Source organism: Brevibacillus composti (assembly GCF_016406105.1).
GTDB classification, from domain to species: domain Bacteria; phylum Bacillota; class Bacilli; order Brevibacillales; family Brevibacillaceae; genus Brevibacillus; species Brevibacillus composti.
This window is the reverse complement of record NZ_CP066308.1, coordinates 2,349,773-2,367,395: the sequence shown is the minus strand read 5'-3', so window position 1 is coordinate 2,367,395 and position 17,623 is coordinate 2,349,773. Positions and strand designations below refer to the sequence as shown.

General features: G+C 56.4%; 20 protein-coding genes and 1 riboswitch. Of the genes, 17 read left to right on the top strand and 3 right to left on the bottom strand.

The genetic code is table 11. The features are described 5' to 3' along the window. The first annotated feature begins 364 nt into the window (after positions 1–364). A complete protein-coding gene (gene ltrA, locus JD108_RS12175; protein WP_198826346.1) occupies positions 365–1,777 on the top strand; it encodes a group II intron reverse transcriptase/maturase in 1,413 nt (470 codons plus the stop codon). 116 nt (positions 1,778–1,893) lie between these two features. On the opposite strand, the gene JD108_RS12170 is transcribed toward ltrA, so the two are convergent. Then, positions 1,894–4,086, bottom strand: a complete 2,193-nt coding sequence (locus tag JD108_RS12170; protein WP_198826345.1) for a helix-turn-helix domain-containing protein — start codon at positions 4,084–4,086, stop codon at positions 1,894–1,896. Positions 4,087–4,207: 121 nt separating this feature from the next. Between JD108_RS12170 and JD108_RS12165 the strand changes: the two genes are divergently transcribed. From JD108_RS12165 to JD108_RS12135, 7 genes are all read left to right on the top strand, one after another. After that, positions 4,208–5,659 (top strand): aldehyde dehydrogenase family protein, encoded by a 1,452-nt coding sequence (locus JD108_RS12165; protein ID WP_198826344.1) that lies wholly within the window; start codon positions 4,208–4,210, stop codon positions 5,657–5,659. 14 nt (positions 5,660–5,673) lie between these two features. Next, the gene (locus JD108_RS12160) at positions 5,674–6,564 is read left to right on the top strand and encodes an NAD(P)-dependent oxidoreductase (RefSeq protein ID WP_198826343.1); all 891 of its coding nucleotides are present in this window, start codon (positions 5,674–5,676) and stop codon (positions 6,562–6,564) included. A gap of 86 nt (positions 6,565–6,650) precedes the next feature. After that, on the top strand, positions 6,651–7,472 hold the full coding sequence (locus tag JD108_RS12155; protein WP_198826342.1) for a DUF3100 domain-containing protein: 822 nt from the start codon (positions 6,651–6,653) through the stop codon (positions 7,470–7,472). After that, positions 7,469–7,909, top strand: coding sequence for a hypothetical protein (locus JD108_RS12150; protein WP_198826341.1), 441 nt, complete (start codon positions 7,469–7,471; stop codon positions 7,907–7,909). Before JD108_RS12155 ends, JD108_RS12150 begins: the two co-directional genes overlap by 4 nt. Positions 7,910–7,960: 51 nt before the next feature. After that, positions 7,961–8,275 carry a thioredoxin family protein gene (locus tag JD108_RS12145; RefSeq protein WP_198826340.1) on the top strand — a complete coding sequence of 105 codons (315 nt, stop codon included), beginning with the start codon at positions 7,961–7,963 and terminating at the stop codon, positions 8,273–8,275. A 66-nt stretch (positions 8,276–8,341) separates the two neighbouring features. Continuing rightward, positions 8,342–9,625, top strand: coding sequence for a glycoside hydrolase family 18 protein (locus tag JD108_RS12140; RefSeq protein ID WP_198826339.1), 1,284 nt, complete (start codon positions 8,342–8,344; stop codon positions 9,623–9,625). A 105-nt stretch (positions 9,626–9,730) separates the two neighbouring features. After that, on the top strand, positions 9,731–9,967 hold the full coding sequence (locus JD108_RS12135; protein WP_198826338.1) for a hypothetical protein: 237 nt from the start codon (positions 9,731–9,733) through the stop codon (positions 9,965–9,967). 193 nt (positions 9,968–10,160) lie between these two features. On the opposite strand, the gene JD108_RS12130 is transcribed toward JD108_RS12135, so the two are convergent. Then, positions 10,161–10,547 carry a DUF2203 domain-containing protein gene (locus JD108_RS12130; protein WP_198826337.1) on the bottom strand — a complete coding sequence of 129 codons (387 nt, stop codon included), beginning with the start codon at positions 10,545–10,547 and terminating at the stop codon, positions 10,161–10,163. 97 nt (positions 10,548–10,644) lie between these two features. Between JD108_RS12130 and JD108_RS12125 the strand changes: the two genes are divergently transcribed. The 9 genes from JD108_RS12125 to JD108_RS22595 all read left to right on the top strand — a co-directional run bounded on the left by JD108_RS12125 (position 10,645) and on the right by JD108_RS22595 (position 17,192). Further along, entirely contained in the window at positions 10,645–11,859 is a 1,215-nt protein-coding gene (locus JD108_RS12125; RefSeq protein WP_198826336.1) for an alanyl-tRNA editing protein, read from the top strand. Between the two features lie 56 nt (positions 11,860–11,915). Next, on the top strand, positions 11,916–12,299 hold the full coding sequence (gene kapB, locus JD108_RS12120) for a kinase-associated lipoprotein KapB (protein ID WP_198830097.1): 384 nt from the start codon (positions 11,916–11,918) through the stop codon (positions 12,297–12,299). A gap of 35 nt (positions 12,300–12,334) precedes the next feature. Next, positions 12,335–12,445, top strand: a riboswitch (TPP riboswitch). A gap of 208 nt (positions 12,446–12,653) precedes the next feature. Continuing rightward, complete coding sequence (gene thiS, locus JD108_RS12115) at positions 12,654–12,857, top strand: sulfur carrier protein ThiS (RefSeq protein WP_198826335.1); 204 nt, start codon at positions 12,654–12,656, stop codon at positions 12,855–12,857. A 5-nt stretch (positions 12,858–12,862) separates the two neighbouring features. Continuing rightward, positions 12,863–13,633, top strand: coding sequence for a thiazole synthase (locus JD108_RS12110; RefSeq protein WP_198826334.1), 771 nt, complete (start codon positions 12,863–12,865; stop codon positions 13,631–13,633). Between the two features lie 59 nt (positions 13,634–13,692). Next, positions 13,693–14,373 (top strand): thiaminase II, encoded by a 681-nt coding sequence (tenA, locus tag JD108_RS12105; protein ID WP_198826333.1) that lies wholly within the window; start codon positions 13,693–13,695, stop codon positions 14,371–14,373. Beyond that, the gene (locus JD108_RS12100; RefSeq protein ID WP_198826332.1) at positions 14,358–15,140 is read left to right on the top strand and encodes an ABC transporter ATP-binding protein; all 783 of its coding nucleotides are present in this window, start codon (positions 14,358–14,360) and stop codon (positions 15,138–15,140) included. Before tenA ends, JD108_RS12100 begins: the two co-directional genes overlap by 16 nt. Then, on the top strand, positions 15,137–15,913 hold the full coding sequence (locus JD108_RS12095) for an ABC transporter permease (protein ID WP_407649319.1): 777 nt from the start codon (positions 15,137–15,139) through the stop codon (positions 15,911–15,913). Before JD108_RS12100 ends, JD108_RS12095 begins: the two co-directional genes overlap by 4 nt. Positions 15,914–15,926: 13 nt before the next feature. Further along, positions 15,927–16,955, top strand: a complete 1,029-nt coding sequence (locus tag JD108_RS12090; RefSeq protein ID WP_198826331.1) for an ABC transporter substrate-binding protein — start codon at positions 15,927–15,929, stop codon at positions 16,953–16,955. A 111-nt stretch (positions 16,956–17,066) separates the two neighbouring features. Next, positions 17,067–17,192 carry a hypothetical protein gene (locus JD108_RS22595; protein ID WP_267459273.1) on the top strand — a complete coding sequence of 42 codons (126 nt, stop codon included), beginning with the start codon at positions 17,067–17,069 and terminating at the stop codon, positions 17,190–17,192. A gap of 106 nt (positions 17,193–17,298) precedes the next feature. Here the strand turns inward: JD108_RS22595 and JD108_RS12085 are convergent, their stop codons facing one another. Beyond that, the gene (locus JD108_RS12085; RefSeq protein ID WP_198826330.1) at positions 17,299–17,538 is read right to left on the bottom strand and encodes a hypothetical protein; all 240 of its coding nucleotides are present in this window, start codon (positions 17,536–17,538) and stop codon (positions 17,299–17,301) included. Positions 17,539–17,623: the final 85 nt, after the last annotated feature.

The window sequence follows — 17,623 nt, the reverse complement described above, 5'->3', positions numbered from 1 at the left end:
CTGTGGGGGCTGGTAGTGGCCAACCACTAGCCAAGAGCAAGGGTGTCCACCGTGAGGTGGAATCTGAAGGAAGCTGGAGGCAAAATCCCGGCCCGAGGAACACGAACATCATCAGGCATATGGAATGGGACAAGCTTGCGAGACAAAGCAAAGTCCAATACACTACACGGACATTCCGGTGTAAATGATGCGGGTATATGGGAGGAAAGTGAGTCGTCTTACCGTGGGAGGTCTCATGGACGTGAGAAGATGACATTCGAATCACGGTTGAAACAAGATTTATCATGAGAAGTCAGCAGACGCCATAGTACCTCGAGCAGTCGACGGCTTGAGGGAAGGGCTGAACCTTAGGAGGTGGTCGTCAATGAATGTTACCGAAACAGGAGATAAGGGCAGCCAACTTCCAACGGAAGGCTCACCGCAAAAGAATAGTGCGGAACACGAAGGATATGCGGGAGTGCACGTTCCTGAGAGGATAGCTGAAACCGACGACACCAACGCAAACGAGTCGAAGGAAAGGTTACTTGAGAAAATCATAAGCAGAGACAATTTGAACGAAGCGTTCAAAAGAGTCAAAGCGAATAAAGGTTCACACGGAATCGACGGGATGGGCGTAGATGAACTTCTACAATATCTCAAAGAAAACGGTGAAACCATCAAGGAACAAATCCTGGCGGGCAGATATCGCCCAAATCCCGTTCGAAGGGTAGAAATCCCAAAAGAGAACGGAAAGAAAAGAAACCTGGGCATCCCAACGGTGGTTGATCGAGTAATCCAGCAGGCAATTGCACAAATGCTCACGCCGATCTATGAGCAACAGTTCTCGGACAACAGCTTCGGGTTCCGACCCAAACGAAGTGCCCACCAAGCCATAAGGCGCAGCCAGCAATATATTCAGGAAGGCTACCGCTATGTTGTGGATATGGATCTAGAGAAATACTTTGACACCGTCAACCAAAGCAAGCTCATTGAAGTACTCTCAAGAACGATTAAGGACGGACGAGTCATTTCACTAATTCATAAATATCTTCGGGCAGGAGTTGTCGTGAAGCACAAGTTTGAGGAAACAGAAGTCGGCGTACCGCAGGGCGGGAATCTGAGTCCAATTCTCAGTAATATCATGCTGAATGAGTTGGACAAGGAGCTGGAGAAGAGAGGACACAAGTTTGTGCGATACGCAGATGATTTACTCATCTTCTGCAAGAGCAGACGAAGTGCCGAACGGACACTAACCAACATTCTCCCCTACATTGAAAAGAAGCTGTTCCTAAAAGTAAATCGGGAGAAAACCGTGGTGGACCTAGCCATTCGAGTGAAGTTTCTGGGATTCTCATTCTACAACCAACGAGGGCAAGTGAAAGTCCGCATCCATCCCAAATCCATCGCCAAAATGAAAACAAGAGTGAAGGAACTAACCGCAAGAAGCAATGGCATGGGAAATGAAGAGAGAGCCGAAAGGCTCAGACGCTATATCATGGGATGGGTCAACTACTTCAAGATTGCGGATATGAAGAACCTGCTCCAAACAACGGATGAATGGATGAGAAGAAGGATTCGAATGATCTACTGGAAACAATGGAAACGAATAAGGACAAAATTCGAAAAGCTGATCTCGTTTGGAATCCCAAAGTTCAAGGCATGGGAATACGCAAATACAAGAAAGAGCTACTGGAGAATCTCCAATAGCCCCATCCTCGCGAAAGCCCTCGATAACAACACCATTAAAGGCCTCGGATTTCTTTTCTTCTCAGATTATTATCGACAAGTGACTGCGTGAACTAAGGAACCGCCGTATACCGAACGGTACGTACGGTGGTGTGGGAGGTCGGCTACTCAACTAATGGGTAGCCCCCTACCCGATGCTGTCCGCATTTTGCGCGTGCCCCTGTGCCGCTAGAGGGCGCCGGCGGCTTCGGTCCGCAAATGGCAGGCCAACTGAATTTTGAGCATATCCTCCGGCCGCTTGAAGTCGATATTCAGCAGGGCTTCTATCTTGCGCAGCCGCTGGTAGAGCGTATTGATGTGGATATGCAGCTCGTTTGCGGTCTCTTGCGCGGACTGGCTGCATTGGATGTAGACGAGCAAGGTTTTTTCCAACTCCGCGTATTTTGCCCGATTCTCCCAAAACGGACGAAACACATCTCTCACGAAGGCAGCCATGTCTTCTGCAGTCTGATTGATCATGAGCTGATTGACGCCCAGTTCTCCATATCGCACGACCCCGAAGCGGTTCCGGTTGTTAAGATACTGGACCGCTTTTTTTGCTTCCTCAAAGCTTTTGGCGATCTGCTCCAGCCCGCTGTAGGCACCCCCGACTCCGATGGCGATCTGGCAGTCCTCCTGTTGATTCCATTCGCGTGCGAAATCTCCCAGCTTCTCTGCGCAGGAACGCGGATGGGCATGGCTGGCTGCCTCGATCAACATCGTCAGCTGATTGTGAAATCCGTAGGTAATCACTTCCCATCCGTTGAAAAGCTGCTTCCATCGATGGACGATCCGGTGGATATGTGCCTCTTGCTTGGCGAGGTCGTAGCAGCGGAGCAGCATGGCATGGACACAGAGATACGTGGCACCGGGCATAAGACCGATGGATTGCGCTTGATGGGACAGTTCGGCTCCTTTTGCGGTGAGGAGGTGCTGGAAAAGATCGTGGGATCGTTTGTAGAAGACAGAGCTGAGCGATTGTTTCTTCACCAGATCGAGAGCCAATATCGCAATTCCCTGCTCGATCGTGATCCGCTCCAGATCGGATAGCGTGCACGAATCGGCGCGGATCAGCAGACAGCCGAGGAAGACGGAGCCGTTTGCCAGCGGGTAGATATATACGGAAAAGGGCTGTTCCGGCCATCCATCGGCAGTTTTGTCGGAGACGCTGATCCAGCGAGGGTGGAGGCGGCTGCTGACAAGCAGCGTGAGCTCGTCCCAGCTGAACAGCTCCCGCAGCTCGGAGTGAGGCGGGTAGTGGCGCTGTTCCAGCCAGTCGATCAAGAGGAGCGGCTTGCCCACCATGTTGCCCAGAGCAGATGCGATGGCTTCCGTCCCATTATTGCGGAGTGAGAGCCGTTTGAGCGTTTCATGGATCTGCGTCCGTTTCACCAGATCGTCGTGTTTGGCTTTGAGCTCCTCGGTCAATTTGGCGGTTTGCTCCAGCGCCGCTTTGGTATCGGCGTAGAGACGGGCATTTTCCAGGGCGACCGCAGTCAGATCGGCCACGTCCTGCAGGATGCGCAGATCGCTTTCCAAAAAGACGTTCTCCTGATGGAACTGGTGAATGACCAGTACGCCGATGCGCTGCACCCCGCGCGAAATCGGGACGCACATCAGTCCGTGCAGATGGCGCAGCTCTTTGGCGTCATCCAGATGCTGATAGTTTTCGATGGACAGGTCAGCCATCGCGGCCTGGATTTCTTTGTGCGTGTGAAAGATGCGCGGCTTGCCGTCCAGATAGACTTTGCCCGCGATGGATTCGCCCACCCGCAGGCGGAAGCGGTGAATCACACTCTCGCGGAAGCCGACAGCCGCTTTGGGCACGAGCCGCTCCAGCTCGGGATCGTACAGATGGAGCAGCCCGGCATCAGCTGCGGGGATGACCGTGAGAGTATTGCGGATGAGATCGTGGATGACGCTCTCGATATCCAGCGAGGAGGCGATGGAGCGCGTGCTTTCGATCAGCTTGGTCAACACCTTGTCCTTCGCCTCGATCGTCTCTTCCGCCTCCAAAAGGCAGAGGTACAAGCCGAGGGTATGCAGCGGGCCGTCCGTGAGCGCAAGCGGCTGATCAGGCTCGCTCGGCCGGAATCGCACCAGCGCGGAGCTGTCCGTCGACAGGACATACCGGATGTAGGTATCGGGCGGCTTTTCAAACACGTCATAGCGGGCGGCAGGGAGGCTGGACGATGACGACGGAGCGGACGGTAGTGACGGAAAAAAGGCAGGCATATAATCGTCCGGCCTGCCTGAAAGACCGTCATCCGCACTGATCAGCAGCCGCATGTGCCGGTCTCTCCTTGTTTTCACCCAGACGGCAAATTCCACACCGCACCATGTCTGTTGCAAGTAAGCTTGCAGCATCTGCAGCGTACGCATGGAATCCTCCTCTCGAGTGGGAAATTCTACATAGGTCTAGCCGTAACCTTGGATATTTACACATTGTACCAACTATTATGAATTTATACAATTGTCTCATAATACTTGGGAGGTGGAGCAAATGGCGCAAACTTATGCCAACTACATCAACGGAGAGTGGGTGCCCAGCCAGACGGGAGAAGTATTTCCCAGCATCAATCCTGCCCGGACACAGGAAGTGCTTGGCTATTTCCAGAAATCAAATGCAGCCGATACACGCCATGCCATCGAAGCGGCTGCGGAGTCATTTATCTCTTGGTCCCGCGTCGCGGCCCCGCTGCGCGGCGAATTTTTGTACAAGCTCATCACACTCCTGGAGGAGAAGCGGGAGGAATTAGCGGAGACGATCACTCGCGAGGTCGGCAAAACCCTGAAGGAAGCGAGAGGGGAAGTGAACAAGACGATCGCCTCCATGAAGCAGTTGACGGGAGAGGTTACGCGATTGAGCGGCCAGACGCTTCCGTCCTTTGATGAACAGGTCTTTGCCTATACGGTCCGGGAGCCGATTGGCGTTTTTGCCATCATCGCTCCGTGGAATTTTCCTTTGGGAATCGGACTGTGGAAAATCGTTCCGGCGATCCTTGCAGGGAATACGGTCGTCTTTAAGCCGGCCAGCAACACCTCGCTGATCAGCGTCAAGCTCGTCGAGTTGCTGGTGGAGGCGGGTGTGCCCGCAGGCGTCGTCAATCTGGTTACCGGTCCGGGAGCGGTCATCGGGGAAGAGCTGACCCGCAATCCGCTGATCAAAGGCATCTCGTTTACCGGCTCATCCGAAGTGGGACTTGCTTTGGGGAAAGCGGTCGGCGCCCGTGGCGGAAAAATCCAGGCGGAGATGGGCGGCAAAAACCCGGCGATCATCATGCCGGACGCAGATATCGATCTGGCGATTGACTGCATCGTCACGAGCGGATTTTTGGATAACGGCCAGCGCTGTACCGGAACCAGCCGCGTAATCGTCCTGCCGGAAGTGGCCGCAGAGGTGAAGGCAAAGCTGATCGCGCGGGCGGAGGCGATCCGCGTAGGCGACGGCTTCGATCCAAACAGCGTCAACGGTCCGCTGGCGGACGAGCATCAGCTGAGAACCTATCTGCACTACGTCCAAAAAGGGATTGAGGAAGGGGCGAAGCTGGAGTGCGGAGGCAAGCGGCTCCAAGGCGGAGGTCTGGAAGACGGATACTTCGTGGCTCCTACCGTCTTTACGGGCGTGACACCGCAGATGACGATCGCCCAAGAGGAAATTTTCGGACCCGTGATCGCCGTGATCGATGCGGGCAGCTTCGAAGAGGCGATGGAGGTGGCCAATCAGGTAGAATTTGGCCTGTCCTCGACGATCTTTACCAACGACCTGAAGAAAGCCTTCCAGTTCGTCAAGGGGATACAGTCCGGCGTCACGCATGTCAACATGCCATCCACACATTTTGAATCGCATTACCCGTTCGGCGGGAAGAAAATATCCGGCCTCGGGCCGCGTGAGCAGGGAGAATCCGCACTGGATTTCTACGTGGAGTTGAAGACGGTCTATATTCGCCCATAAGGGAGGTGCAGTTCATGAAGAATGTCGGTTTTATCGGGATCGGGGTCATGGGCAAAGGAATGATCGCCAATCTGCTGCAAAAAGGATACCGGGTCTATGCGCACGATGCGTTTCCGGGAGCGATGGAATGGGCGAGAGAGCGGGGAGCCGAGACGGTATCATCCCCGGCCGAGGTGGGTGAGAAGGCGCAAATCGTATTTACGTCTCTGCCTGGACCGGAAACCGTCCGGGAGGTCATGCTGGGGGATCGCGGTTTGTTTGCGACCCTGCAGCCAGGAAGCATGGTGTTTGACACCAGCACAATCGATCCGAATACAGCCCGCAAACTGTTCGAAGAGGCCAAAGCGCGCGGCTTTCAATTTTTTGACTGTCCCGTAAGCGGCGGACCGGCAGGAGCAGAGGCCGGCACGCTCACGATCATGGTCGGCGGGGAGTCCGAGCAGCTAGAAGCAGCGATGCCGTTTCTGAAAGCCATCGGCAAGGAGATCATCCACATCGGCGACGCGGGCGCGGGGCAGGTAGCCAAGCTGTGCCATAATTCGGTCGTCGCCAGCATCACCGCCGCATTGGGGGAGGCGCTCCTGGTCGCGCGCAAAGCGGGAGTCGATCCGCAAAAGGTAGCCTCCGTAATCGACAGAGGATCCGCCCACAATCGCGTCCTGGCCATCTTTGGCCCCAATATTTTGTACGGGACGTACAGCGAAACCATCTTTTCGCTTGATCATATGCACAAGGACTTGCAGCTGTACGAAAATACCGCCCGCAAACACCAGGTGCCGTCCATGGTTGGTTCTACGGTGTTGCAGCTGTACGAGGCTGCCAAGGCACAGGGGAAAGGGAGGTGGGATTCTTCGGCAGTATGCACGGTCATCGAACAACTGGGACAAGACAGCATCGCGCGTTAATCGGGTTCGTGTTTCCCCCGGGGAACACGCTTTTCCCGTTTCCAGGGATTTGCCAGTTCTACCACTAACAGTTCGAGGTGATCGCAATGAGAGAGAGTGTGCGCGATTGGAAGCTGCATGGCATCGTCCTGCTGCTGGTGATCGTCGGGGAGCTGATCGGGTCCCGGAAGATCGATTTGGGTTTTGGCGTTCTGGCCCTCTTCCCCATGCTGTACGTCTTGATACTCGGGGGTGTCATCAGCTGGCCGTCATTTCGCTGGCTGACCGAAGGCCAGATGAAAAAAGCGGCTACGATTTTGGGCATAGCGTTTATGCTGTTCGTCGCCAAGCTGGGGACGATGCTGGGTCCTTCTCTGCTGAAAATCTTTGACGCCGGCTGGTCGCTCGCCTTTCAAGAGGTCGGCCATTTTATCGGCACGATCATTCTGGGCTTGCCTATCGCTCTATGGCTGGGCATGGGCAGAGAATCGATCGGGGCGACGTTTTCGATCGACCGGGAGCCGAACCTGGCGATCATCTCCGAGAAATACGGCGCTGACTCACCCGAAGGCAGAGGAGCGCTGGGGGTCTATGTATGCGGAACGCTGTTCGGGGCGATATACCTGGCGCTCTTGGCCGGTTTTCTCGGGAGCATGGGCTTTTTGCATCCGATCTCCTTGGCGATGGGAGCAGGCGTCGGCTCAGGCAGCATGATGGCAGCCGCTTCCGGGGCGCTCGCCGTCGTTTTCCCCGACTACGAGAAGGATATCGCGGTCTTTGCCGGTGCGGCCAACCTGCTGACGACGATACTGGGCACGTACATCTGCATCTTTTTCTCCCTGCCTGTCACCGTCAAGCTGTATAAATGGCTCGCGCCGATCATCGGGAAAAATCCGCCTGCGGCAAAAGAGGAGGAGAGAAGCGCATGAAAGACAGACTGCTCATTATCTCGCTCATCGGATTGATCGCGGTCATCGGCAACTGGATCGGTTTCAAGGTTTCCCCTATCGAGGCACTTCCCGGCATCATCGTCATTATTGCCATTACGCTGGCCGGCTGGGGAATTGCGGCGATCCTGCCGTTTAAAAGTCCGGCGGTCGTCTGGATATCGCTGGTCGCCCTGATCGTGACGAGTCCGATTTTTCCCGGGAACGCCTGGCTCGCCGAGGTCACCGGCAAATTAAACTTCATGGCTTTGGCGACGCCGATTCTCGCCTATGCCGGTTTATCGCTGGGAAAAGACATCGAGAGCTTCAAGCGGCTCAGCTGGCGGATTGTGGTCGTCTCGCTTGTCGTCTACACCGGCACTTTTCTCTTTGCGGCTCTTTTTGCCGAGATGGTCTTCCGTATCCAAGGCAAGTTCTGATACGCTAGCGAGGTACGGATAGACGACTCGCAGAGAAACGGAGTATGACAGGTGGAAGAATTGAGCAGAACCTCGATCGCAAATATACTCGACCCCGCCAGCAGCGGCAAAGCAGCTGTCTTTATCTATACGCCCCTGTGCGGTACATGCAAGCTCGCGGCCAGGATGCTGGAGATCGTCGAACAGATGCTCCCCGGACTGCCTTTGTATCAGGTGAATATCAATGCCATGCCAGAGCTTGCTGAAAAATGGCAAGTGACCAGCGTACCCGGACTGTATCTCGTGGAGCGCGGCGTTATCGCCGAAAAACATTTCGCTCTTCATTCGGTCGACTTTCTCTACCAGCAACTGAAAAGCTTCTTCTAGACATACACCTATTTCCTTCGCGTTGAATACACCTGAGAGAGAGACAAAACGCGAAGGAGGAGAAGCATGCAAATCCACGTTGTAGAGCGAGGCCAGACCCTGAACGCCATCGCCGAGCGATACAATACCACGGCCATCGCCATCGCCCAGGCGAACCAGATCCCTGAGCCGGATCGCCTTGTCGTCGGACAGGCGCTCGTCATTCCCATTGTCGGGAGCTACTACTGGGTGAGGCCCGGGGATACACTTTACATGATCGGGCAGCGTTTTGGGATCAGCGCGGCAGAGCTGGCCCGGGTCAACCGCATATCCCTGTATCGGCCGATTCAGGTGGGGCTTCGTCTGTACATCCCGCCTCGCCCGCGCCGCGCTGCCGATTTTAACGCCTACGCGGAACCGCGGACGAGGGTGACGCCCGCCCTGGAAGAAGATGTGCGGAACGCGGCCCCCCGGCTTACCTATCTGGCGCCGTTCAGCTTTCGGATCAACCGGGACGGGACGCTTACTCCGCCGCCGCTGGGCGATCTGCCAGCCATCGCCGAGAGTAACAACGTCGTCCTGATGATGGTCATTACCAACCTGGAGGGGAATCAGTTCAGTACCGAGCTAGGCAGTCTGGTGCTGAATGACATGGCGGTGCAAAATCGGCTGCTGGACAACATTTTCAGCACGGCCCAGCGCCTGGGCTTTGGCGATATTCACTTTGACATGGAGGCGCTTCCGGCCACAGACCGCGACGCTTACGCCCGCTTCCTACGCCGTGCCCGCGAACGGGCCAGGGCGAACGGGCTGATGATGTCCGTGGCCGTCGCTCCGAAGACCAGAGCGGATCAGCCGGGAAAATGGTATCCGGCCCACGATTATCGAGCCATCGGGGAGATCGCCGACTTTGTCGTGATCATGACCTATGAGTGGGGGTACAGCGGCGGACCGCCGATGCCCGTATCACCGATCGGTCCTGTGCGGCGTGTGCTCCAGTATGCGCTGACGGAAATGCCGGCCAGCAAAATCATGATGGGGCAGAATCTGTACGGGTACGATTGGACGCTGCCTTATGAAGCAGGAACGACGGCCCGCGCGCTCAGTCCGCGGGCAGCGACAGCGCTGGCGCAGCAGAGGCAGGTGCCCATTCAGTATGACAGCGAGGCCCAGGCCCCGTTTTTTGAGTATACGGACGACCGGGGGAGGCGTCATCGCGTCTGGTTTGAAGACGCCCGATCGATCCAGGCCAAATTTAATCTGGTCAAAGAGTTGGGGCTGCGCGGCGTCAGCTACTGGAAGCTGGGATTGCCTTTTCCACAAAACTGGCTGCTGATCGAGGAGAACTTCCGTGTGAGGAAGCGCAGATGAAACACCGATATACGTAAGAAAAGCGTACATTCCGAGAGGGTTGTACGCTTTTTTTCCTGCGCCTGAACATGGTATGATGGTGGCAAAAGCAGGAGGTGGGAGATCATGGGAGAGTGCAGACTGAATCACAGTACGGAGGATGTCCTCGGCAAACTCGCGGAACAGACCCCTTATTTGCCAGCACAGCTTGGTGAGCGGCTGCGCAGCATGCTGGAGAAGCCGCAGTCGCAAGAGCGGCTGAACGAGCTGTTTCACCTGTTGAAAAAATACGACCTGGCATCGGCTGAAGAACGGAGCGCGCGCGAAGCCAAAATGGCCGAGCTCGTCGAGGCAGCAGGCTAGAAACGAGGGGCGGCTGGCCAGAACCGGAGACAGCGGGCTAGAAACGAGGGCGACTGGCCAGAACCGGAGGCAGCAGGCTAGAAACGAGGGCGGCTGGCCAGAACCGTAGGCAGCATGCCAGAACCGGAGGCGCAGGCCAGTACGGAGGCAGCAAGCGATAACCAGAGGGCGACAGCCGCTCCGGCCGGCCCCCCTACTCCAGCGGCTTGCGTCCGGAAAAGCCATCCGTCAGGCCGTGATAGTGCGTGATCCGGGGTTCTCCCGCCTTCCAGCAGAGGAGAACCTCTTCGCCGTCAATCAGCGCAGGGAAGTCGAACAGACCGATGTCGATATCTTTGACCTGAATCCCTTTATCCATGAGCTGGCGGATATGCATTTGTGCCTCCAGCTCCATAAACTCCAGCTGGCACTCCATGGTAAAAATAGCGTGCTCATCGGATGGCTGCTGCTTTTTTATCTGCTGCAATTCCTGGTACATGCGGGTAAAGCGGCGCTTGGTCTCCTGCAAAAAGGAGAGTTCTTCGCGTACATACGGGAGTAGGAGATCAGCTTCATCGATAGTAAAATATTTTTTGCTCATACCTAACACCTCCACTATCCATTATACAGGGAAGCATGGGAGGGAGGAAATGGAAGAATGGTGCGCCGGGTGCGGCGATGCTGAGGAAGGAGACACAATGAACGACAGATTATACTATCAGGACGCGTATCTGACTACCTTTGAAGCGGCCATACTGCGGTGCGGCACCGAAGAGGACGGCACCGCGTATGTCGTGCTGGACCATACCGCCTTTTACCCCACCGGAGGCGGGCAGCCCTGCGATACGGGTACGCTGGGAGATTGCCGCGTGATCGATGTGGAGGAAGTAGCAGGGGAGATTCGGCATCGCCTGGATCGTCCGCTCACCGGCGGAAGCGGAAAGGTCACGGGCCGCATCGATTGGCAGCGACGGTTTGATGCGATGCAGCAGCATGCGGGTCAACATATCCTGTCCGCTTCTTTTATCAAGATCGCGGACGCCCAGACGGTGGCCTTCCATCTGGGGCGGGAGCATGTCACGATCGATGTGCAGCTCGACTCCCTGTCGGCTGAGCTGGCGGAACAGGTAGAGCGGCAGGCCAATCAAATCGTGCTGGAAAATCGGCAGATTGAGGCGCGATTTGTCACAGAGGAAGAGCTGGCTTCGCTGCCGCTCACCAAACCGCCTGCTGTCACGGAGAATGTTCGGGTGGTAATCATCCCCGATTTTGACTACAACCCATGCGGCGGCACGCATCCGCGCTCGACGGGAGAAGTCGGGCCAATCAAGATCATCGGCTGGGAGCGTCATCGCGGCAATATCCGCGTCCAGTTCGTCTGCGGCTGGAGAGCGCTGGCCGATCACGCCCGCAAGCAAATGCTGCTGCAGAAAGTAACGGGATTGCTTGCAACGAGCGAGCAAGAGCTGGCCGATGTGCTGGAGCGTGTCCTCGCGGAGAAAGAATCGCTGAAGGAGAGCTTGCAGCAGAGAGAGGCGGAATTGCTCGCCGCCGAGGCTGAGCGCGCCCTCCAGTCTGCGGAGCGTTTGGCTGGCGGCGAATGGCTGATGCAGGCCTCGTTTGCCGGACGCAGTATGCAGGAGCTGCAGCAACTGGCGAGACAGATCGTTTCTCGCGAAGAGCAAGCCATCGTGCTGCTGGCGACGACAGGAGAAAAGCTGCAGCTGGTCTTTGCCAGAGGGACAGCCGTCCAAGCGGAGATGAATCAACTGCTGAAAGAGACGCTGCCGCTCATCGATGGCAAAGGCGGAGGAAGTGCGGCGATGGCTCAAGGCGGTGGGGCGCCGACATTGCCTGCGGAAGATTTGCTCGCCCACGCCCGCCAGCTGCTGGTAAGCAGAGCAAACGCCTGACGCAGCGTAGCTGCCCTGACGACGGATGAATACGACACTGGAGGGAAGAACAGATGATGACCTGGAACCCGGGAGATATCGTGCGGGTAAGTCACAAGACCGGCGAGTACCTGACAGAGGTCTTGGAGAACCACGGTGAAAAGCTGCTGGTAAAAGTCATGGCGGTCACCAAATATCCGACACAGGGAGATCTGCACAATCCGTTGGAAGTTGATGTCCCGCTCTTTCACCAGAGACCCGCGCTCTCGTACATGGAAAAAATCATGGTGCCGGCGCAAAGCGTCATCCGCTATAACGGAGCTTTGCCCGACTACAAGGAATCCGCGAAGGCTGCTCTGGAGCGGGAAATGGAGAAACTTCGCAAGACCGTCCGATGGGCGGAGCGCTGCCTGGTGGAGCTGGAGCAAATGTACAAGGAAACCTTTACAAACGGCCAATAGCATGATAGTGTAGGAAGCGAATTGAATAGTGTCACGCAATACCAAACGGGGGCCGGGCAAAATCGGCTGAGATTGTAACGAATGCGTTACTGACCGTTGAACCTGACCTGGGTCATGCCAGCGGAGGAAGAGGTATCAGCTATCAGCGATCACGTCGTTGTCGGCGCCTGTACATGGGCCCGGCGTTCGGCATAGGCAGATGAGCAACCAAAACCATCCGGGGCGGATGGTTTTTTTTATCCGCCTCGGGTGTACCGTATACACGGCTTCTTCCTTCTGTTTGCGTCATGGCGCAGGAGGAGAAGCCTTTTTTCGTCCCCGCATGACGGATTTGTGAAGAGAAGGAGGGGGATTATGCTTGTTCAACTGAACGGCAAGGGCGTGGAGCTGGCCGCGGCGATCACGAATATTCGCGAGCTCCTCGCTTCCTATCAATTGCAGGAAAAGATCGTGATCGTCGAGCGAAACGGAGAGATTATCGACCGTACCCGCTACGAGGAGACGCCTGTTGCGGCGGGCGACCGGATTGAGATTGTACATTTTGTCGGTGGAGGATGATCAGGATGGACACATGGAAAATCGGACCATATGAATTTCGCTCCCGCTTGCTGCTCGGGACGGGAAAATTCTCCGATCTGGAGATTCAAAGCAAAGCGGTGGAGGTCTCCGAAGCGGAGATTTTGACCTTTGCGATTCGCCGCTTGAATCTGGAAAATCCGCATGAACCGAATTTTCTGGAACAGCTGGACTTGAAAAAGTTCACATTGCTGCCCAATACCGCGGGCGCCTACACGGCCGAAGAGGCAGTGCGCATTGCCCGCCTGGCCAAAGCTTCCGGCCTGTGCGACATGATCAAGGTGGAGGTGATTGGCGATCCCAAGACCCTCTTGCCCGATCCGATCGGTACGCTGGAAGCCTCCCGCATATTGGTCGAAGAAGGCTTTATCGTGCTGACCTACACCAATGACGACCCGATTCTCGCCCGCCGTCTCCAAGAAGTCGGTGTTCATGCGGTCATGCCGGGTGCCTCGCCGATCGGTTCCGGTCAAGGGATTCTCAATGAAAACTATCTGCGCTTCATCATCGAGGAAGCCAAAGTGCCTGTCATTATCGACGCCGGCATCGGCTCTCCGGCAGATTGCGCCAAGGCGTTGGAGCTGGGCGCCGACGGGGTCTTGCTCAATACCGCCGTCGCACAGGCCGATGACCCGGTGCTGATGGCCGAAGCGATGAAGCTGGGAGTCGAGGCAGGGCGCAAGGGCTTTCTGGCCGGCCGCATCCCGAAAAAACGCTATGCCTCCGCGAGCAGTCCGCTGGAAGGCATGATTGAATAGCCTGCGGCAGGGACGTCTATTCAATTTTTAGCAAGTCCAAGGAAAAAGGAGTGTGTGAATTGTCAACATTTACGCAGCGTCTGTTGGAAAAAGTGGGGCCTCTCTGGGAACGCAAATACCAGCATCCATTTGTCAGGGGCCTGGGGGATGGCAGTCTGCCGATCGAGTCCTTCCGCTTTTACATGAAACAGGACTACGTCTACCTCATTGAATACGCGAAAATGTTCGCCATCGCCAGCACCAAAGCCCATGATCTGGCGACCAGCTCACGGTTCGCCGCACTTCAAGAAGCCACGCTCAACTTCGAGATGGATCTGCATCGCCAGTATGCGGCCCGCTTCGGTATTACCCGCGAAGAGCTGGAACAGACCAAGCCGAGCTTTGTCATGCTGGCCTACACTAGCTACATGCTGAAGGTGGCGCATCAGGGAACGCTGGCTGAGCTGGTGAGTGCGGTGCTGCCCTGCGCCTGGAGCTATTGGGAGATCGGAAAGAGACTGGCGAGAATCGAAGGGGCGGCGGAGCATGAGTGGTACGGCGATTGGGTGCGCACCTACAGCTCGGAAGAGTTCGGCCAGCTCGCACAGTGGCTGATCGATCTGATGGATCAGCTCGCGGAGGGCAAATCAGAAGCAGAGCTGGCGATCCTGGAGGAGCATTTTCTGAACACATCCCGCATGGAATATCTGTTCTGGGAGATGGCGTACACGGAGGAAATGTGGCCGTGCGAGATAAACTAGCGTTTTCCGGCGTCCGCTTTTCCTACGGAAACAAGCCGATCCTGGACGGCTTCGACCTGCGGATCGGCGCGGGAGAGCTGGTCAGTCTGATCGGCCCGAGCGGCATCGGCAAAAGCACGCTGTTTCAACTGGCTGCCGGGCTGTTGCAGCCGGAGCGCGGCGAAATACGCCTGGATGGCCAGGTGCAAAAAAATCGGTTGGGGCAGGTCGGCTATATGCCGCAGCGCGACCTATTGATGGCGTGGCGGACCGTCAGCGAAAATGCCGGCTTGCCGCTCGAGATACAAGGACTTCCCAAAAAAGAGGTTCGGGCCCGCATTGAAAAAGAATTGCCCCGCTATGGACTGGCCGAGTGGAGAGATGCCTATCCCGCGGAGCTGTCCGGGGGCATGCGGCAGCGCGTCTCCTTCCTGCGTGCGCTGATGACCGGCGCAGACCTTTTGCTGCTGGACGAACCCTTCAGCGCATTGGACGGAATCACCCGCATGGAGATGCAGGAGTGGCTGCTTTCCATGTGGCAGCAGACAGGCAGCACCATGCTCCTGATCACGCATGACCTGGACGAGGCGATCCTCCTGGCTGACCGCGTCATCGTGCTTGCCGGCAGCCCGATCCGGCGGCCAGTGGAGCTGATTGTAGATGTCCCGCGTCCCCGGTCCATGCAGAGCCGCAATCACCCGCGGTTTCACGCTCTGCGGGAAGAGATCTGGCAGCTGTTGCGCGATCAGACCGCCCACCACGGGGCAAGTGCAGGGGGGCGAGCATGATGGCATCGGTGCGAAATGGGCTGTGGTTCGTGATCTCCCTGTGCGCCTTGCTCCTCGCCTGGGAGGCAGGCTGCCGTCTGCTGGACGTGCCCGTCTTCATCCTGCCGCCGCCGAGCGCGGTCTTCCTCGCGCTGTGGAATTTGCGGGAGCAGCTGCTGGGGATTCATTTATGGGCCACGCTGAAAGAGGTGCTGCTCGGACTGAGCATCTCGGTGCTGTTCGGCATTGCGCTGGCCTTGGCGATGACGATGAGCAAAACGACAGAGCGCCTGGTCTATCCCTACATCGTCATCTCGCAGACCATCCCGATCATCGCGCTGTCCCCGGTCTTTATCCTGTGGTTCGGCTATGATCTGTCCGGAAAAATTGCCGTAACGATTCTGTTTACGTTTTTTCCCATTGTCGTCAGCACCTATGACGGGCTGCGCGCTTGCGACCGGGAAATGATGAATCTGCTCCGCACGATGGGCGCCAGCAAATGGCAGATATTCCGCAAGCTACAGCTGCCCGCCAGTCTGCCGCACTTCTTCAGCGGATTAAAGGTAGCGGCGACCTACAGCGTATCCGGTGCGACTATCGGGGAATGGCTGGGAGCCAGCGAGGGATTGGGCTATTTCGGCCGGCGGGCATCGGGCAATTTTCAGGCCCCTGCATTGTTCGCCTCCGTGCTGCTTCTCTCCGTCTTGGGGATGCTGCTCTTCTGGCTGGCGGGGCGTCTGGAGCTGTGGTCAAAGCCGCAAACGAAGAATAGAAAAAGAAAATCGAATGGATAGGTAGGAGAGCACCATGAAAAAATGGACGAAAACACTCATCATGATGAGTCTGGCTGCCGCACTTGCGGCATGCGGATCACAACCTGCAGCGCCGGGCAAAGAGGAGGGCAGCGCACAGCCGGAGAAGGCAGCTGCGGAACCGGTCGAATTGACCCTGGCGCTAGATTGGTACCCCAATGCGGTGCATTCTTTTCTCTATGCCGCGGAAGAGCAGGGATATTTTCGGGATGAAAATCTGAAGGTGAATCTGCAGATGCCGTCAGATGCCAATGATCCGCTGCGGATGGTGGGAGCGGGCAAGGTGGATATGGCGATCAGCTATCAGCCGCAGGTCGTGCAGGCACGCTCGGAGGACATCGGGGTGGTCTCGATCGCGGCACTGGTCCGCCATCCGCTGAATGTAATCATGACGCGCAAAGACAGCGGCCTGGACAGCCCGGAGAAATTAGCCGGCAAAAACATCGGCTATCCGTCGGTGCCGCTCGATGAATCGATCGTGCGCACAGTAGTGAAAGAAGCAGGGGGCGACGATTCCGGCCTGTCCTTTACCGACATCGGCTTTGACATTATCCCGGCGCTGACCGCGAAAAAAGTGGACGCAGTCGTCGGCGGCTATATCAACCACGAACAGGTGATCCTGGAGAAGCACGGCGTGCCTGTGCATGTGATCAAGCCGAGCGATTTCGGTGTGCCCGATTACTATGAGCTGGTCATCGCCACCAGCGACGACACGCTCGCCAAAAAGGAAGAGGCGCTCGCGGCATTTCTCCGGGCAGCAGCCAAAGGACAAGCCTATGTGCAGGAACACAAGGAAGAAGTGCTGACATCACTGCTCGCCAAACAGGCAAAGGAATTCCCGCTCGAAGAGGATGTGGAAACGAGGAGCCTAGACATTTTGCTTCCGCTGATGGATGCCGGCAGCGAGCCGTTTGGAAGCCAATCCGCCGAATCCTACCAGAAGCTGATCGATTGGATGCTGCAGGAAAAGCTGATTGCCAAAGAAGTAAAACCGGAAGATGTCATGCGAAATCTAACAAAATGATGGCAAACCGACAAAACTCTCCTCTGGGGAGTTTTGTTTTGTGAAGAAGCGTTTTATAGTATAAAGTGAGGGTAGCAGAAAGAAAGGCAACTTTTTACAAGGAGACGACAAATGAGCAATCCGAACAATAACCGAAACAGCAAGCTGGTGATCTGGGCCTTCATCGCGACCGTCGTGGTATCCGCACTGGCCATCGGCATTTTTATGTATCGGGAGATCCAGGCCTTGTATGGATGAAAAAAGTCACGGGAGCGATGCTTTCCGTGACGTTGATGCGACACACAGGCTGCTCGCCTGTCCCCGCTGCCTGTTCCGCGGGGAAAAGCGAGCGGCCTCTTCTCGTTTACCGGCGGTTCTGGTTGATTTTTCGCCGCAGCTCGGCGATCGTCAGTTGGTTCAACTCCGGGAAGCCTTGACCCTCCAGGGTGATCGTCTTGCCGTCATAGACGGGGTAGATGCCCTGCCAGAGCCCGACGGTACTGTACAGATCGCTGCGCCTTACCTTTTTCAAAAACAGGACATACTGCCCCTCTGCGAGCGGGCCGGGGTAGCTCAGGTTCAAGCGATGGGAACGATCGGGCAAGGGCCCCACACCTGTGCTGAGCAGACGGAGCGGACGCGGAGGAGTCCCCAAAAGGCCATGTTCAAGCTGTATCGTCTGGACGTAG

Bases quoted from the DNA above. Each gene is read 5' to 3' on its own strand.
- JD108_RS12155 (WP_198826342.1), top strand. From the start codon at position 6,651: ATGAGAGAGAGTGTGCGCGATTGGAAGCTGCATGGCATCGTCCTGCTG.
- JD108_RS12170 (WP_198826345.1), bottom strand. From the start codon at position 4,086: ATGCGTACGCTGCAGATGCTGCAAGCTTACTTGCAACAGACATGGTGC.
- JD108_RS12095 (WP_407649319.1), top strand. From the start codon at position 15,137: ATGATGGCATCGGTGCGAAATGGGCTGTGGTTCGTGATCTCCCTGTGC.
- JD108_RS12125 (WP_198826336.1), top strand. From the start codon at position 10,645: ATGAACGACAGATTATACTATCAGGACGCGTATCTGACTACCTTTGAA.
- JD108_RS12160 (WP_198826343.1), top strand. From the start codon at position 5,674: ATGAAGAATGTCGGTTTTATCGGGATCGGGGTCATGGGCAAAGGAATG.
- JD108_RS12090 (WP_198826331.1), top strand. From the start codon at position 15,927: ATGAAAAAATGGACGAAAACACTCATCATGATGAGTCTGGCTGCCGCA.
- JD108_RS12110 (WP_198826334.1), top strand. From the start codon at position 12,863: ATGGACACATGGAAAATCGGACCATATGAATTTCGCTCCCGCTTGCTG.
- JD108_RS12165 (WP_198826344.1), top strand. From the start codon at position 4,208: ATGGCGCAAACTTATGCCAACTACATCAACGGAGAGTGGGTGCCCAGC.
- JD108_RS12135 (WP_198826338.1), top strand. From the start codon at position 9,731: ATGGGAGAGTGCAGACTGAATCACAGTACGGAGGATGTCCTCGGCAAA.
- JD108_RS22595 (WP_267459273.1), top strand. From the start codon at position 17,067: ATGAGCAATCCGAACAATAACCGAAACAGCAAGCTGGTGATCTGGGCC.
- kapB (WP_198830097.1), top strand. From the start codon at position 11,916: ATGACCTGGAACCCGGGAGATATCGTGCGGGTAAGTCACAAGACCGGC.
- thiS (WP_198826335.1), top strand. From the start codon at position 12,654: ATGCTTGTTCAACTGAACGGCAAGGGCGTGGAGCTGGCCGCGGCGATC.
- JD108_RS12140 (WP_198826339.1), top strand. From the start codon at position 8,342: ATGCAAATCCACGTTGTAGAGCGAGGCCAGACCCTGAACGCCATCGCC.
- ltrA (WP_198826346.1), top strand. From the start codon at position 365: ATGAATGTTACCGAAACAGGAGATAAGGGCAGCCAACTTCCAACGGAA.
- JD108_RS12150 (WP_198826341.1), top strand. From the start codon at position 7,469: ATGAAAGACAGACTGCTCATTATCTCGCTCATCGGATTGATCGCGGTC.
- JD108_RS12130 (WP_198826337.1), bottom strand. From the start codon at position 10,547: ATGAGCAAAAAATATTTTACTATCGATGAAGCTGATCTCCTACTCCCG.